We start from the raw sequence: 15,188 nt of genomic DNA, 5'->3' as shown, positions 1-15,188 counted from the left end.
ATCGTCGAGCCGAACAGGTACAGCCAGTAGGCGAACATGTTCAGCCGCGGGAACGCCACGTCGGGCGCGCCGATCTGCAGCGGCATGATCCAGTTCGTGAAGCCGGCGAACAGCGGCGTCGCGAACATCAGCAGCATGATCGTGCCGTGCATCGTGAACGCCTGGTTGAACTGCTCGTTCGACATGATCTGCAGACCCGGTCGGGCGAGCTCGGCGCGCATCAGCAGCGCCATCACGCCACCGATCAGGAAGAACGCGAACGAGGTGACCAGATAGAGCGTGCCGATCGTCTTGTGGTCGGTGGTCGTCAGCCACTTCACCACGACATTGCCGGGCTGCTTGCGCCTGACCGGCAGCTCGTCGGCGTAGCCTTCAGCTGCCGCGGCACCCTGGGGTTCGTTGAGGATGCTCACAGGTTGTTCGTCTCCCGGTTCTTCTCGTGGCTCGTCTGCGCGATGCCGGCGGGAATGTAACCGGTCTGCCCCTTCTTGGCGAGGTCCTTGAGGTGCTGCTCGTAACGCTCAGGGGAGACGACCTTCACGTTGAACAGCATCCGGGAGTGGTCGACGCCGCAGAGCTCGGCACACTTGCCGAGGAAGGTGCCCTCCTTGTTGGGGGTCACCTGGAAGGCGTTGGTGTGGCCCGGGATGACGTCCTGCTTCATGAGGAACGGCACCACCCAGAAGGAGTGGATGACGTCACGCGAGGTCAGGACGAAGCGGACCGTCTTGCCCTTGGGGAGCCAGAGCGTCGGACCGGGGTTGCCCGTCTGCGGGTTCCGGGTGCCGGGCGTGCCGACGTCGTAGACGCCGCCGGCGTTCGCCGGGAATTCCTTCTTGAACCGGTCCGGAATGGCGTCCAGGTTCTTGTCGGTCTTGGCATCGCCGGTGGAACCGGGGACGTTCTCGACGTAGTTGAAGCCCCAGCTCCACTGGAAGCCGACCACGTTGACCGTGACGTCCGGCTTCTTGTCGGTGAGGCTGAGCAGCTTCGACTCGTCCCGGGCCGTGAAGTAGAAGAGCACCGAGATGATGATGATCGGGACCACCGTGTACAGGGCCTCGATCGGCATGTTGTACCGGGTCTGCGGAGGAACCTCGACCTTGGTGCGGCTACGCCGGTGGAAGATCGTGCTCCACAGAATCAGGCCCCACACCAGCACGCCGGTGGCCAGCGCGGCAGCCCAGGAGCCCTGCCACAGGGAGAGGATCCGCGGAGCCTCTTCCGTGGTCGGGGTGGGCATGCCAAGGCGGGGGAAGTCCTTGTATGTGCAACCGGTGGCGGTCGCCAGGACCAGGCCCGCGGTCAGTGCCTGCAGCAGCTTCCGCCGCATCGGGCGCCGCGGCGAGCGGTCGGAGCCGTTGGGACTCACGTAGCGCCTTCCCGAGAGTCTCGCCCGCGCGGTCGGCTGCGGCCTTCTCGCTGGTCGGTCGCCGCCCTGCGTCGGGCAGGGGTTTGGATGTTTATGCGGACCAAACCCTAGCCGACGCTCTTCGAGGGTTCGCGGGGAGGGGGGCATACGCGTCGCCTGTCACTCTGTTGGGGTGCGGACGGGTGCCCAATGGCTCGGGTTGTGACGGTTTGACGTGCGGGTCCGGGCACCTGGCGGACCGGTTCCCCGCTCCTCGCGTCCCCTTACTCCCACCTGCGCTTTACCGTTGACCTGTGTCCTACTTCGACGCCGCGTCCGCCGCCCCTCTGCACCCTGTGGCCCGCCAGGCCCTGATGGCCTCTCTGGACGACGGGTGGGCCGATCCCGCCCGGCTGTACCGGGAGGGGCGCAAGGCGCGTCTGCTGCTGGACGCCGCGCGGGAGGCGGCCGCCGAGGCCGTGGGCTGCCGGGCCGACGAGCTGGTGTTCACCTCGTCCGGCACGCGGGCCGTACACACGGGCGTCGCGGGGGCGTTGGCCGGGCGGCGCAGGGCCGGACGCCACCTGATCGTGTCTGCGGTCGAACACTCCTCTGTACTCCATTCGGCGGAGGTGTTCGAGGCGGAGGGCGGCTCCGTCAGCCAGGTGCCGGTGAACCGGGCCGGGGCCGTCGACCCCTCGTCCTTCGCCGCGGCCCTGCGCCCCGACACCGCGCTGGCCTGTCTGCAGTCGGCCAACCACGAGGTGGGCACCGTGCAGCCGGTGGCCGAGGTGGCCGAGGCGTGCCGGGCGGCCGGGGTGCCGCTGCTGGTGGACGCGGCGCAGTCGCTGGGCTGGTGGCCGGCCGGGGGCGACTGGTCGCTGCTGACGGCCAGCGCGCACAAGTGGGGCGGACCGTCCGGGGTCGGGCTGCTCGCCGTCCGCAAGGGAGTGCGGTTCGCCGCCCAAGGGCCGGTGGACGAGCGGGAGTCGGGCCGGGCGCCCGGTTTCGAGAACCTCCCGGCGATCGTGGCGGCCGTGGCCTCGCTGCGCGCGGTGCGGGCCGAGGCGGACCAGGAGGCGGCACGGCTGCGGGAGCTGACGGAGTGGATCCGGACGCGGGTGCCGGAGCTGGTGCCGGACGTGGAGGTGGTCGGCGACGCCGAGCGCCGGCTGCCCGGGATCGTCACGTTCTCCTGCCTCTACGTCGACGGTGAGGCGCTGCTGCACGAGCTGGACCGGGCGGGCTTCTCGGTCTCCTCCGGGTCCTCCTGCACCAGCAGCACGCTGACTCCCAGCCATGTGCTGAAGGCGATGGGGGTGCTCAGCGAGGGGAACGTACGGGTGTCGCTGCCGCCGGGGACGGCCCGGGCGGACGTGGAGCGGTTCCTTCAGGTGCTGCCGGGGGCGGTGGCCGGCGTCCGCGAGAAACTCGGGGCGCCGACGGCACCGGCCACCGCGACCGGCCCCGGCGAACTGCTGGTCGACTCCCTGGGCAAACGCTGCCCGATCCCCGTCATCGAGCTGGCCAAGGTGATCGGACAGGTCCCGGTGGGCGGAACCGTACGGGTCCTCTCCGACGACGAGGCGGCCCGCCTGGACATCCCGGCGTGGTGCGAGATGCGGGGCCAGCGCTACCTCGGAGAGGAACCGACGGAAAAAGGCACGGCCTACCTGGTACGCCGACTGAGCTGACGAGCCTCCGGGGCACACCCCCGAGGGGGTCCGGGGCACAGCCCCGAAAGGGGCGCGGGGCTGTGTCGATTTGCGGCTCCGCCGCGCGGGCACGACCAGCCCCCACGCACCCGCACCCGCACCCGCACCCGCACCCGCACCCGCACCCGACAACGGCCGGGGCCAGGGCGCGCGGCGCCTCAGCCGAGGTGGGCCTGGACCTCCCGCCCGGCATCCTCCCCGTACGCCTTCACGAACCGCTCCATGAAGTGCCCCCGCCGCAGCCGGTACTCCTGCGTACCCACGGTCTCGATGACCAGCGTCGCCAGCATGCAGCCCACCTGCGCCGCCCGCTCCAGCGAGACACCCCACGCCAGTCCGGACAGGAAGCCCGCGCGGAAGGCGTCGCCGACACCCGTGGGGTCGGCCTTGCGCTCCTCCTCCGGGCAGCCGACCTCGATCGGGTCCTCTCCGTCCCGCTCGATACGCACGCCCCGCGAGCCGAGCGTGGTGACCCGGTGGCCGACCTTGGCCAGGATCTCCGCGTCGGTCCAGCCGGTCTTGGTCTCGATCAGGCCCTTCTCGTACTCGTTGGAGAAGAGGTACGTCGCCCCCTCCAGCAGTATCCGGATCTCCTCGCCCTCCATCCGGGCGATCTGCTGGGAGAAGTCGGCGGCGAAGGGGATCTGCCGGGAGCGGCACTCCTCCGTGTGGCGGAGCATCGCCTCCGGGTCGTCCGCGCCGATGAGGACCAGGTCGAGCCCGCCGACACGGTCGGCGACGGTCTTCAGCTCGATCAGCCGGGCCTCGCTCATCGCGCCCGTGTAGAAGGAGCCGATCTGGTTGTGGTCGGCGTCGGTGGTGCACACGAAGCGGGCGGTGTGCAGGGTCTCGGAGATGCGGACCGAGTCGGTGTCCACACCGTGCCGGCCGAGCCAGGCCCCGTACTCGTCGAAGTCGAAGCCGGCGGCGCCGACCAGGATCGGCCCGGTGCCGAGCTGGCCCATGCCGAAGGCGATGTTGGCGCCGACTCCGCCCCGGCGCACGTCGAGGTTGTCCACCAGGAAGGAAAGCGAGACCGTGTGCAGCTGGTCCGCGACGAACTGGTCGGCGAAACGGCCGGGGAAGGTCATGAGGTGGTCGGTGGCGATGGAGCCCGTGACTGCGATGCGCACGTCGGCATTCTCCTGCGGGAGGCGGGATTGACAGTTCACGCTACCCGGTCGGGAGCCGCCACTGAAGCTGGCAAAACTACCCGATAGTAGATCTTTCTTCGCAGCCCGTGCCATGCCTACGGTTCCGTCATGACGAACCTCAAGGCCACCCCCTCCACCCGCGCCGAACTCGACGGCGGCCTCGCCTCCCTGCGCGGCGACTGCGCCCGGATGGCTCCGCACTGGGCGGTCCCGGAGCACGCCGAGTCCCGGCCCGTGCCCCCGTCCCTGATCCACGGGGTGCGGGTGCCGACGCGGTCGGCCCGGCTGCTGGACGCGATGTCGGACTACGGCGACTGACCCGGGGGGGCGTACCCCCGGGAACCGCGCGCTGCCCTCCCGCGTCCCATCGTCGTCCCCCGCGCAGGGGCCGTGGGACACGATCCAGCGAGGAGCGATGCGGTGAACACCGAGCGGCCTGAGAACTCCGGGAACGCGGAGGTTCCGGAGGCATCCGAGAAGCGTACGGCCGAGGACACGGGCGGCCGGGACGGACGGCGGCGGTCACCCGCCGTCGTGGTGTCCGTCGCCGCGGCCGTCCTGCTGGTCGGCGGCGGTGGCGCGTACCTGGCCGCGAGCGGCGACCAGGGCGGCCGTACGGGCGGCCCGGCCGCCTCCGGCGGGGGCGCCACTCCCCCGCCGCTCGTGCTGGACGGCTGGGCGGACGACGGCACCGGCGGTATCGCGCCCGGTGAGCCGGATCCCCGCGGTGCCCGGTACGTCGCGGCGGGCGAGCTGCCGGACGGGCCCGGCTCGGCGGCGGTGTACGAGCCGGGCGCCGAGGTGGGCCGTGAGCAGGTGGCACGGCTGGCGGAGGCGCTCGGCATGGACGGGGCGCCGGTGGCCGAGGGGCGGACCTGGCGGGTCGGCGGCCAGGACGGCTTCGGGCCGAGTCTGCAGGTGAACCGGGACGCGCCGGGCAGCTGGACGTACTCCCGGTACGCGCCCGGCACCGACAACTGCCGCAAGGTGACCGTCTGCACGCAGGACCCGGGCGCTCCGGCCGGCGCACCGGTGAGCGTGGCCGAGGCCGAGCGGGCGGCGGCACCGGTGCTGAAGGCCGCGGGGCTGGACGACGCGAAGCTCGACGCGAGCCAGGTCATGGGCGCGCAGCGGGTGGTCAACGCCGATCCGGTGGTCGGGGGGCTGCCCACGTACGGCTGGACGACCGGTCTCACGGTCGGCCGGAAGGGTGAACTGATCGGCGGCCACGGTTTGTTGGCCACGCCGGTGAAGAGCGACAGCTATCCCGTGCTGGGCGCCGCGAAGGCGCTGGAGCTGATGAACGGGACGGCGGGGGACGGCCACCGGATGGGGATCGGCGGGTGCGCCAGTCCGGTGCCGCTGAAGGACCGGCTGGAGCAGCCGTGCGGCGCGTCCACGGGGGCGCCGAAGCCGGCCGGGGACACGGTGACGGTCGAGAAGGCGGTGTTCGGGCTGGCCGCGCACTCCGTCGGCGGGCGGCAGACGCTGGTGCCGTCCTGGCTGTTCCAGGTGCGGGGGTCCGGGGCGTCCGACGGGTTCACGGTGACGTATCCGGCGGTCGACCCGAAGTATCTGGCCTCGGCGTCCGCGCCGTCGGCACCGCGGACCTCCGAGGCCCCGGGGAAGAGCCGGAGCGTGCGGGTGGCCGCCTACACGGCCGAGGGGCGGACGCTGAACCTGAGCTTCTACGGCGGGGTGTGCGCGGACTACCGGACATCGGCACGGGAGAGCGGCGGCCGGGTGACGGTGACGGTCACCGAGACGCCCTGGCCGGACAAAGTGTGCGTGCTGATCGCCAAGGAGTACGTGAAGAGCGTACGGCTGGACGCGCCGCTGGACGGGCGGACGGTGGTGGGCACGGACGGCGAGGCGGTGCCGAAGGCGAAGCCGGGCTCGCTGCGGCCGGACGCGAACGCGCGTCCGCGCTGACTCCGCCCCGCTGAATCCCTCCGTACGTACGAAGGCGGCGGCCCCGGGACCGGGGACCGCCGCCTTCGTCGAACCGTGGGGCCGCCGGACCGTGGGTCCGCCGGCCGAGCCCGTCAGCTGAAGGAGTCGCCGCAGGCGCAGGAGCCGGTCGCGTTCGGGTTGTCGATCGTGAAGCCCTGCTTCTCGATCGTGTCGACGAAGTCGATCGACGCGCCGCCCAGGTACGGGGCGCTCATACGGTCGGTGACGACCTTGACACCGCCGAAGTCCTTGACGACGTCGCCGTCGAGCGAACGCTCGTCGAAGAAGAGCTGGTAACGCAGGCCGGAGCAGCCACCGGGCTGAACGGCGACGCGCAGCGCCAGGTCGTCGCGGCCTTCCTGGTCGAGCAGGGCCTTCACCTTGGCCGCGGCGGCGTCACTCAGGATGATGCCGTCGGTGGCGGTGCTGGTCTCGTCCGATACGGACATCTACATCTCTCCCGGGTTGTACGGAGACTGCTTGCCGACGAGTGCAACCGGCGATTCCGCGGATTCATTCCGGGCCGGGCATTCGCGTTGTCGCGTTTTTTCTTCCTTGTTCATGCTCGCACACGCCCGGTCGGGCCGACAGCGACCGGGAGCGGGACCCGGCGGGATTCACGTCACATAGACGCTATGGCCATCGTCAAAGTGACGTGAAGCGGTTATGATAGATAGCGTCAGTTAGACGAAAAGTAGAAAGGGTGCGTGTCGTGACCACCGCCCAGACCCCGGATCTCGACGTACAGCCGACTCCGCTCGCCCTGTTGCTGCTCGGCCGCGAGGCCGACCCGAAGAGCGAGCGGGGCGTCGAGTGCCCCGGTGACCTGCCGTCGCCCTCCGACCCCGACCTGGTCGAGCGCGCCCGCGCCGCCAAGGAGAAGCTCGGCGACAAGGTCTTCGTGCTCGGCCACCACTACCAGCGCGACGAGGTCATCCAGTTCGCGGACGTCACGGGCGACTCGTTCAAGCTGGCCCGGGACGCGGCCGCGCGCCCGGAGGCCGAGTACATCGTCTTCTGCGGTGTGCACTTCATGGCCGAGTCGGCGGACATCCTGACGTCCGAGGCCCAGAAGGTCGTCCTGCCCGACCTCGCGGCCGGCTGCTCCATGGCCGACATGGCGACGGCCGAGCAGGTCGCCGAGTGCTGGGACGTCCTCACCGAGGCCGGGATCGCCGAGCAGGTCGTGCCGGTCTCGTACATGAACTCCTCGGCCGACATCAAGGCGTTCACCGGCAAGCACGGGGGCACCATCTGCACCTCGTCCAACGCCAAGCGCGCCCTCGACTGGGCCTTCGAGCAGGGTGAGAAGGTCCTCTTCCTGCCGGACCAGCACCTGGGCCGCAACACCGCCGTCCGCGACATGGGCATGTCCCTGGACGACTGCGTGGTCTACAACCCGCACAAGCCGAACGGCGGCCTGACGGCGGACGAGCTGCGCGCCGCGAAGATGATCCTGTGGCGGGGCCACTGCTCGGTCCACGGCCGGTTCAGCCTGGACTCGGTGAACGACGTCCGCGAGCGCGTCCCGGGCGTGAACGTCCTGGTCCACCCCGAGTGCAAGCACGAGGTCGTGGCCGCGGCGGACTACGTCGGCTCGACCGAGTACATCATCAAGGCCCTCGAAGCCGCCCCGGCCGGTTCCAAGTGGGCCATCGGCACCGAGCTGAACCTGGTCCGCCGCCTGGCGAACCGTTTCGCCCCCGAGGGCAAGGAGATCGTCTTCCTCGACAAGACGGTCTGCTTCTGCTCGACCATGAACCGCATCGACCTGCCCCACCTGGTCTGGGCCCTGGAGTCCCTGGCCGAGGGCAACCTGGTCAACCGCATCGAGGTCGACAAGGAGACGGAGGCGTTCGCCAAGCTGGCGCTGGAGCGGATGCTGGCGCTGCCGTAGCCGCGGGCCGAGAGAACACCGAGGCCCGTCCGCACTCCGTGCGGACGGGCCTCGGTGGTGTGGTGCGGATCTCTGCCTACACCCCCACGGGTTCCGGTACCGGCGTCTCCTTCCGGTCCCGCTTCGCCGACCGCTTCGCGGCCCGGCGCTCCTTGCGGAGCTCCAGCATCGAGTAGAGCGTCGGGACGAGGAGCAGGGTCAGCAGGGTCGAGCTGATCAGGCCGCCGATGACGACCACGGCCAGGGGCTGGGCGATGAAGCCGCCCTCGCCGGTGACCCCCAGGGCCATCGGGAGCAGGGCGAAGATGGTCGCCAGCGCCGTCATCAGGATCGGGCGGAGCCGGTGCCGGCCGCCCTCGATCACGGCCTCCACCACGCCGTAGCCCTGCGCGCGGTACTGGTTGATCAGGTCGATCAGCACGATCGCGTTGGTCACCACGATGCCGATCAGCATCAGCATGCCGATCATCGCCGGGACACCCATCGGGGTGCCGGTGGCGACCAGCAGGCCGATCGCACCGGTCGCCGCGAAGGGGATCGAGACCAGCAGGATCAGCGGCTGGGCCAGCGAACGGAAGGTCGCGACCAGGAGCATGAAGACGATCGCGATGGCCGCCAGCATGGCCAGGCCCAGGTTCTTGAACGCGTCGTCCTGGTCCGAGCTGACACCGCCGATCTCGGCCGTGGCGCCCGCCGGGAGCTTCAGCGCCTTGATCTTCGACTGCAGCCTGCTGCTGATCGCGCCCGTGTTGTCACCCGTCGGCCGGGCCGTGACCGTGGCGGCCCGCTGCCCGTCGATCCGGGTCATCGACACCGGGCCGTCCACCAGCCGCACCGTCGCGATGTCGCCGAGCCTCACCGGGCCGAGCCGCAGGTTCCGCAGCTGGGCCAGCGTGGTCGCGGGCTTCGCCGACCGCACGACGACGTCCCGCTCGGTGTCGTCGAGGACCGCCTTGACCGCCGTCGTACCACGCACGGCCTGCGCCACCGCGGCGCCCAGCTTCTGGTCGTCGAACCCGGCGTCCGCCGCCCTGGCGTTCGCCCTGACCGAGATCCGCGGCACGCTCTGCGCCAGGTCGCTGCTGACGTCGGTGACGTGGTCGAGGCCGGCGACCGTGGAGCGGACCCGCTCCGCCGCCGTCCGCAGCACCTGCCCGTCGGACGCCTTGACGACGACGCTCAGGTCCTGGCTGCCGAAGCCGTCACCGGCCGACACGGTGGTCGTGCCGATGCCCTTCAGCTTCGCCAGGCCGTCCTCGATGTGCCGCTGGACGTCGTCGTACGACGCCGAGTCCGTCAGCATCACCTGGTACGACGCCTGGTTGGTGTCGGTGCCGCCGCCGAAGGCCGCCATGAAGCCGGAGGAGCCGACGGTGACCTGGTAGTCCTTCACGCCGTCGGTCGCGGCCAGCAGCCTCTCGACCTTCTTCGCCTGCGCGTCGGTGGCGGCCAGGCTGGTGCCGGGCCTCAGCTTCTGCTTGACCGTGAGGACCTCCTGATCGCCCTGGTCGAAGAAGTTCGTCTTCAGCAGGCCGCCCATGCCGAACGTGACGACGAGGACCACGATCGCGATCAGCACGCTGGTCAGGCGACGCCGGGTGGCGAACCGCAGGACGGGCACGTAGGCGCGCTGGAGGCGGCTGTTCGCCTCCTTCTCCTCGGCCTTGCGGCGGGCCTCCGCCGCGTCCTCGGGGGTGCCCTTCGGCGCGCGCAGGAACCAGAACGACAGGACCGGCACCACCGTCAGCGAGACGAGGAGGGAAGCCAGCAGGGCCGCCGTCACCGTGATGCTGAACGAGCCGAACAGGGCGCCCACCATGCCGCCGACCAGACCGATCGGCAGGAACACGGCGACCGTGGTGAGGGTGGAGGAGGTGACCGCGCCGGCCACCTCGCGCACCGCCGTGAGGATCGCCTCCTTGCGCTCCTCGCCGTAGCCCAGGTGCCGCTTGATGTTCTCCAGCACCACGATCGAGTCGTCCACGACCCGGCCGATGGCGATGGTCAGCGCGCCGAGCGTGAGCATGTTCAGCGACAGTCCGCGCGTCCACAGCACGATCAGCGCGAGGACCACGGACAGCGGGATGGAGACCGCCGTGACGAGGGTGGAGCGGACCGACGCGAGGAAGACGAGGATGACCAGCACCGCGAAGAGCAGGCCGAGCGCGCCCTCCGTGGTCAGGCCCTTGATGGACTTGGACACGGCCGGGCCCTGGTCGCTGACGACCGTGAGCCTGGCGCCCGCACCGAGGTCCGCCCGCAGGCCGGGCAGCTTGTCCTGGACCGCGTCGGAGATGGAGACCGCGCTGCCGTCGTGGTCCATCGTCACGTTGACGGCGAGGCTGGGCCGGCCGTCGGTGCGGGTGATGGAGTCGGCCGGGGCCGGCCGCTCCTCGACGGTGGCCACGGAACCCAGGCGTACGGGCTCGTCCGCGTCGTCGCCGGTGACCCTCAGGTCCTTGATCTGCTTCAGCGAGGTGAAGCCGCCGCCGACCTGGACGGTGCGGTTGGCGCCGGCCTCGTCGAAGGAGCCGGCCGGGACGGTCGCGCCGCCGGCCTGCAGGGCCTGGCCGAGCGCCGCCGGGGTCAGACCCGCCTCCGCGAGCTTCTCGTCGTCGGGGGTGACGATGACCTGAAGGTCACGCACGCCCATCACCTGGACGCGGCCGACGCCGTCGATGTCCTTGAGGGCCGGTACGACCGTGGTGTCGAGCTGGTCGGCGAGGGCCTGCTGGTCCTTGCCGGAGGTGACGGCGAGGACGACGGTCGGCATGTCGTCCGTGGAGCCGGAGACGACCTGCGGGTCCACGTCGTCCGGGAGCTGGTTGCGGGCCCGGTTCACGGCCTGCTGCACGTCGGAGACGATCTGCTTGGTGTCGTTGTCGTAGTCGAAGGACGCCATGATCACGGCGTTGCCCTCACTGGCGGTGGAGGTGACACCGGTGACACCGTCGACGGCCTCGAGGTTCTCCTCGATCGGCTCGACGACCTGCTTCTCGACCACGTCGGGCGAGGCGCCCTGGTACGGCGCGATCACCGACACCATGGGCAGGTTGATGGTGGGCAGCAGCTGCTGCTTGATCTGGGGTATCGCGATCAGCCCGAAGACGAGCGCGATCAGGGACATCAGGCCGACCAGGGCCCGTTGCCGGAGGCTGAATCTCGACAGCCAGGACATGGATCAGGGTCTCTCTTCGGTGAGCGGCAGAAGCGGCGAGGACGCCGGTGAGCGCCCACCCCACCACCCTCGGCCATGCCGGACCGCGGGTAGGTAGACCCCAGGTACATTTCCTTATCCGTCCCCTACTCCGCGTGCAGTACACGCGGGTGGAGGTCACTCCATCCTCGGACGTACCAGCCCCGACTCGTAGGCGATCACGACGAGCTGCGCCCGGTCCCGTGCGCCCAGCTTGGCCATGGCCCGGTTGACGTGCGTCTTCACGGTCAGCGGGCTGACCGCGAGGCGCTCGGCGATCTCGTCGTTGGAGTGGCCGCCGGCGACCAGGACGAGGACCTCCCGCTCCCGGCCGGTGAGCGCGCCGAGCCGTTCGGAACGGGCGGGGTCGGGGGTGTCGCCGTCGTCGGCCCGGGCGAGGAAGCGGGCGATCAGCCCCTTGGTGGCGGTGGGGGACAGCAGGGCCTCACCGCCCGCCGCGACCCGGATGGCGTTCAGCAGTTCCTCGGGCTCGCTGCCCTTGCCGAGGAAACCGGAGGCGCCGGCGCGCAGCGCCTGCACGACGTAGTCGTCCACCTCGAAGGTGGTCAGGATGACCACGCGGACCTGGACGAGGGCCGGGTCGGCGCTGATCCGCCGGGTGGCGGCGAGGCCGTCGGTGCCGGGCATCCGGATGTCCATGAGGACGACGTCGGGGACGTGTTCCCCGGCCAGCCGGACCGCTTGCGCACCGTCGGAGGCCTCCCCCACCACCTCCATGTCGGGCTCGGAGTCGACCAGCACCCGGAACGCGCTGCGCAGCAGTGCCTGGTCGTCGGCGAGCAGGACACGGATCGTCATGCGGACTCCCCCTGGGCCGTCGTCGTCTTGACCGGCAGGATCGCATGGACGCGGAAGCCGCCGCCGTAGCGGGGTCCGGTGGTCAGGGTGCCGCCGAGGGCGGTGACCCGCTCACGCATCCCGAGCAGCCCGTGCCCGCCGCCCGCCTCGGGCCCGCCGGGCTTTCCGGGGCCGTCGTCGAGGACGGTGACCTCCATGCCGGCTCCGGCGCGCACCACGCTCACCTCGGCCCTGGCCTCGGGGCCCGCGTGCTTCTGCACGTTGGTCAGGGCCTCCTGGACGATCCGGTAGGCGGCCAGGTCGACGGCGGCGGGCAGTTCGGTGCCCTGGTCCGCGCGGGCGACGGCCACCGGCAGGCCCGCGCTGCGGAAGGTGTCGGCCAGTTCCTCCAGGCGGCTCAGGCCCGGGGCGGGCTCGGTGGGCGCCTCGGGGTCGCCGGACTGGCGGAGCAGGCCGACCGTGGCGCGCAGCTCGTTCAGCGCGCTGCGGCTGGCCTCGCGGACGTGCGCGAGGGCCTCCTTGGCCTGGTCGGGCCGCTTGTCCATGACATGGGCGGCGACGCCGGCCTGCACGTTCACCAGGGCGATGTGGTGGGCGACGACGTCGTGCAGATCACGGGCGATGCGCAGCCGTTCCTCGGCGACCCGGCGGCGGGCCTCCTCCTCGCGGGTGCGTTCGGCGCGTTCGGCGCGGTCCCTGATGGCCTGGACGACCGCGCGGCGGCTGCGTACGGCGTCGCCCGCGGTGGCGCCGATCCCGGTCCAGGCGAGGACGCCGAGGTTCTCCTGGGCGTACCAGGGCAGCGGGCCGGCGAGCATGGCGGCGGCCGTCAGCACGGTCATGGTGAGCAGGCCGAGACGCCAGGTGGTGGGGCGGTCGGTGGTCGCGGCGACGGTGTACAGGGCGACGACGGCGGACATGGCGACCGGGGCGCGCGGGTCGCTGGTGACCAGCTCGACCAGGGAGACCGTGCCGGTGACCGCGAGGACCGTGCGGGGGGCACGGCGGCGGAAGACGAGCGCCGCCGCGCCGGCCACCATGAGGAGCAGGCTGAGGACGGCGGGAGTGCGGACGCCCCAGGTGACGCCGTGCTCGCCGCGGGGCACGACGAAGGAACCCGCGACCATGCAGACCAGCACGCCCGCCGCGATGGCCGCGTCCAGCGCCAGCGGGTGGGCCCGGAGGCTGCACCGGGCACGTTCGAGAGTGCTCACGTAGGAACAGTACGGTTCGGCTCCGGGCCGACAGCAAGTCCCCTGCGACGAGGGGCCGCGCAGGCCGCAGGCGGGGCCCGGGCCGCAGGCGGGGTCCGGGCCCCAGGCGGGGTGGCTCGCCCGCGCCGGCGGGGTGCCGCTGCGCCCACCCGTGCCGCCCCAGCGGCACGACTGCCCGCAGCTACGCGGGCCCGACCGCAACGGCCCCCACCCAACGCCCACCCCAAAACCGACCCCACCCCCAACTCCCCAGGGGCGCGGGGAACTGCGCGACCAGCCACGACGCACCCGCAGCCACCCGACCACAACGGCCCCCACACACGGTGGCCGCCGCCAGGAAGCGCGGGGAAGGGACGCGGCGGGGAGAATGGGCGGTAGCCGTGACCGCGCCCGCCCCGGAAACTGGGTGCGACGTCGCCTGTCAGGTGCCCCGTCGGCCGGCCGACCGCCGGTCGTCAGGCGCCGTTGGCCGAACGCGCCCAGCCTCCTCCTCGACATCCTCCCGTCGACGAAAGGCACCCCATGCGCCGCCGTTCACCGCTCTGGGCCGTCGCCGCTCTCACCCTCCTGTCCGCCGCCGCGCTCCCCGCCCACGCCGCCTCCTACGGCACCCCCACGATCAAGCTGTCGACCGGCTACCTGTCCGGCGCCGTCGACGGCACCGGCGACCCCACCGTCACCGTGACCGTCGCCCAGAGCGGCGCGGACGCCTCCGCGCTGACGGTCACCGCGACCAGAAGCAGCGCGAGCGGCGTGGCCGCCCCCGCCGACGTACACGTCACCGGAACCGGCGGCAGCCGCACCGTCGCCGTCACCGCGCACGCCCGCGGCTACACCGACCTCACGCTGAAGGTGACCGGCCTCGGCGGCAAGACCGCCACCACGACCCTGCACTACGCGGCGTCCCCCGCCGTCCAGCACGGTGCCGACGCCCGCTATCTGACCGGTGCCTCGGACGCCTCCGCGGCCGTCGACGCCGGCGGCGGCTACGTCCTCGTCGCCAACGACGAGGACAACACCCTGCGCCTGTACGACGGTGCGGCCTCCGGCGCGCCGGTGCGCAGCTGGGACCTGGACGGGGCGCTCGGCGCCGGCAAGGAGGTGGACATCGAGGGCGCGGCGCGCGCCGGGAACACGATCTACTGGACGGGCTCGCTGGGCAACAACAAGGACGGCGAGTACAAGCCGGACCGCAACACCGTGTTCACGACGACCGTCTCCGGCTCGGGCGCCGCCACCCAGCTGGCCTTCGGCACCGCCGGGCACCGGCTGCGCGACGACCTGGTGGCCTGGGACGAGGCGAACGGCGACCGGTACGGCTTCGCCGCCGCGACGGCCGCCGGGCGGGCCCCGAAGCAGGTGGACGGCTTCAACGTCGAGGGGCTCGAGTTCGCCCCGGGTTCCGTCACCACGGCCTACGTCGGCTTCCGCGCCCCGCTGGTGCCGCCGCAGACCGGCGGGAGGGCGCTGATCGTGCCGGTCACGAACATGGACCAGGTGGCGCGCGGGACGAAGGCGGCCGTCGGTACGCCGATCGAGCTGGATCTCGGCGGGCTGTCCGTCCGGGACCTGCGCCGCAACGCCCAGGGGCAGTACCTGATCCTGGCCGGGTCCTGGGCGGCCGAGGACAACAGCGCCCCGTACGCCCTGTACTCCTGGGACGGGGTCGCGGGGCACCGGCCCGTGAAGGTGCTGGACCTGCCGACGGCGGACGCGGGCGGCTGGGAGTCCGTGGTGTCCGTGCCCGACCTGACCGCCGCCGGCGCCCGGGTACAGCTGATCACCGACGACGGGGCCGCCGACCTCTACGGCGACGGCACCGAGGCCAAGGACCTCACGCACCCGGAGTGGCAGAAGTCGCGCACCACCTGGTTCACCCTGAACTGACC

The 15,188-nt window shown here is 71.8% G+C and carries 12 protein-coding genes; 5 read left to right on the top strand and 7 right to left on the bottom strand.

Annotation, left to right across the window (positions count from 1 at the left end):
• A partial coding sequence (locus FHS34_RS04535) for a cbb3-type cytochrome c oxidase subunit I (protein ID WP_184961227.1) occupies nucleotides 1-413 on the bottom strand: 413 nt, incomplete at its 3' end.
• Nucleotides 410-1,372, bottom strand: a complete 963-nt coding sequence (gene ctaC / locus FHS34_RS04530) for an aa3-type cytochrome oxidase subunit II (RefSeq protein WP_184961225.1) — start codon at nucleotides 1,370-1,372, stop codon at nucleotides 410-412. The genes FHS34_RS04535 and ctaC, both read right to left, overlap by 4 nt.
• A gap of 293 nt (nucleotides 1,373-1,665) precedes the next feature.
• On the opposite strand from ctaC, the gene FHS34_RS04525 reads away from it, so the two are divergent.
• On the top strand, nucleotides 1,666-3,045 hold the full coding sequence (locus FHS34_RS04525; RefSeq protein ID WP_184961223.1) for a cysteine desulfurase/sulfurtransferase TusA family protein: 1,380 nt from the start codon (nucleotides 1,666-1,668) through the stop codon (nucleotides 3,043-3,045).
• A gap of 179 nt (nucleotides 3,046-3,224) precedes the next feature.
• Here FHS34_RS04525 and FHS34_RS04520 read toward each other — a convergent pair whose 3' ends face one another.
• Complete coding sequence (locus tag FHS34_RS04520; protein WP_184961221.1) at nucleotides 3,225-4,199, bottom strand: carbohydrate kinase family protein; 975 nt, start codon at nucleotides 4,197-4,199, stop codon at nucleotides 3,225-3,227.
• A gap of 129 nt (nucleotides 4,200-4,328) precedes the next feature.
• Here FHS34_RS04520 and FHS34_RS04515 point away from each other — a divergent pair, with 129 nt between their 5' ends.
• Together FHS34_RS04515 and FHS34_RS04510 are read left to right on the top strand one after the other, a co-directional pair.
• Nucleotides 4,329-4,538 carry a hypothetical protein gene (locus FHS34_RS04515; protein WP_184961219.1) on the top strand — a complete coding sequence of 70 codons (210 nt, stop codon included), beginning with the start codon at nucleotides 4,329-4,331 and terminating at the stop codon, nucleotides 4,536-4,538.
• A 102-nt stretch (nucleotides 4,539-4,640) separates the two neighbouring features.
• Nucleotides 4,641-6,152, top strand: a complete 1,512-nt coding sequence (locus tag FHS34_RS04510) for a hypothetical protein (RefSeq protein ID WP_184961217.1) — start codon at nucleotides 4,641-4,643, stop codon at nucleotides 6,150-6,152.
• 113 nt (nucleotides 6,153-6,265) lie between these two features.
• Here the strand turns inward: FHS34_RS04510 and FHS34_RS04505 are convergent, their stop codons facing one another.
• A complete protein-coding gene (locus FHS34_RS04505; RefSeq protein ID WP_030951236.1) occupies nucleotides 6,266-6,622 on the bottom strand; it encodes an iron-sulfur cluster assembly accessory protein in 357 nt (118 codons plus the stop codon).
• Between the two features lie 263 nt (nucleotides 6,623-6,885).
• On the opposite strand from FHS34_RS04505, the gene nadA reads away from it, so the two are divergent.
• Nucleotides 6,886-8,070, top strand: coding sequence for a quinolinate synthase NadA (gene nadA / locus FHS34_RS04500; protein ID WP_184961215.1), 1,185 nt, complete (start codon nucleotides 6,886-6,888; stop codon nucleotides 8,068-8,070).
• Between the two features lie 76 nt (nucleotides 8,071-8,146).
• Here the strand turns inward: nadA and FHS34_RS04495 are convergent, their stop codons facing one another.
• From FHS34_RS04495 to FHS34_RS04485, 3 genes are all read right to left on the bottom strand, one after another.
• Nucleotides 8,147-11,248, bottom strand: a complete 3,102-nt coding sequence (locus FHS34_RS04495) for an efflux RND transporter permease subunit (RefSeq protein ID WP_184961213.1) — start codon at nucleotides 11,246-11,248, stop codon at nucleotides 8,147-8,149.
• Between the two features lie 156 nt (nucleotides 11,249-11,404).
• The gene (locus FHS34_RS04490) at nucleotides 11,405-12,085 is read right to left on the bottom strand and encodes a response regulator (RefSeq protein ID WP_184961211.1); all 681 of its coding nucleotides are present in this window, start codon (nucleotides 12,083-12,085) and stop codon (nucleotides 11,405-11,407) included.
• Nucleotides 12,082-13,299, bottom strand: a complete 1,218-nt coding sequence (locus FHS34_RS04485) for a sensor histidine kinase (protein WP_184961209.1) — start codon at nucleotides 13,297-13,299, stop codon at nucleotides 12,082-12,084. Before FHS34_RS04485 ends, FHS34_RS04490 begins: the two co-directional genes overlap by 4 nt.
• A 522-nt stretch (nucleotides 13,300-13,821) precedes the next feature.
• Here FHS34_RS04485 and FHS34_RS04480 point away from each other — a divergent pair.
• Entirely contained in the window at nucleotides 13,822-15,186 is a 1,365-nt protein-coding gene (locus tag FHS34_RS04480) for a DUF3616 domain-containing protein (protein ID WP_184961207.1), read from the top strand.
• The last annotated feature ends 2 nt before the right edge of the window (nucleotides 15,187-15,188 follow it).

The organism is Streptomyces echinatus (assembly GCF_014203595.1).
Taxonomy (GTDB): domain Bacteria; phylum Actinomycetota; class Actinomycetes; order Streptomycetales; family Streptomycetaceae; genus Streptomyces; species Streptomyces echinatus.
The sequence above is the reverse complement of the archived record's forward strand: the minus strand, read 5'-3'. Positions and strand labels throughout refer to the sequence as shown.

Coding starts and splice junctions, on each gene's coding strand:
- FHS34_RS04480 (WP_184961207.1), top strand. CDS start 13,822: ATGCGCCGCCGTTCACCGCTCTGGGCCGTCGCCGCTCTCACCCTCCTG.
- FHS34_RS04495 (WP_184961213.1), bottom strand. CDS start 11,248: ATGTCCTGGCTGTCGAGATTCAGCCTCCGGCAACGGGCCCTGGTCGGC.
- FHS34_RS04505 (WP_030951236.1), bottom strand. CDS start 6,622: ATGTCCGTATCGGACGAGACCAGCACCGCCACCGACGGCATCATCCTG.
- FHS34_RS04490 (WP_184961211.1), bottom strand. CDS start 12,085: ATGACGATCCGTGTCCTGCTCGCCGACGACCAGGCACTGCTGCGCAGC.
- FHS34_RS04515 (WP_184961219.1), top strand. CDS start 4,329: ATGACGAACCTCAAGGCCACCCCCTCCACCCGCGCCGAACTCGACGGC.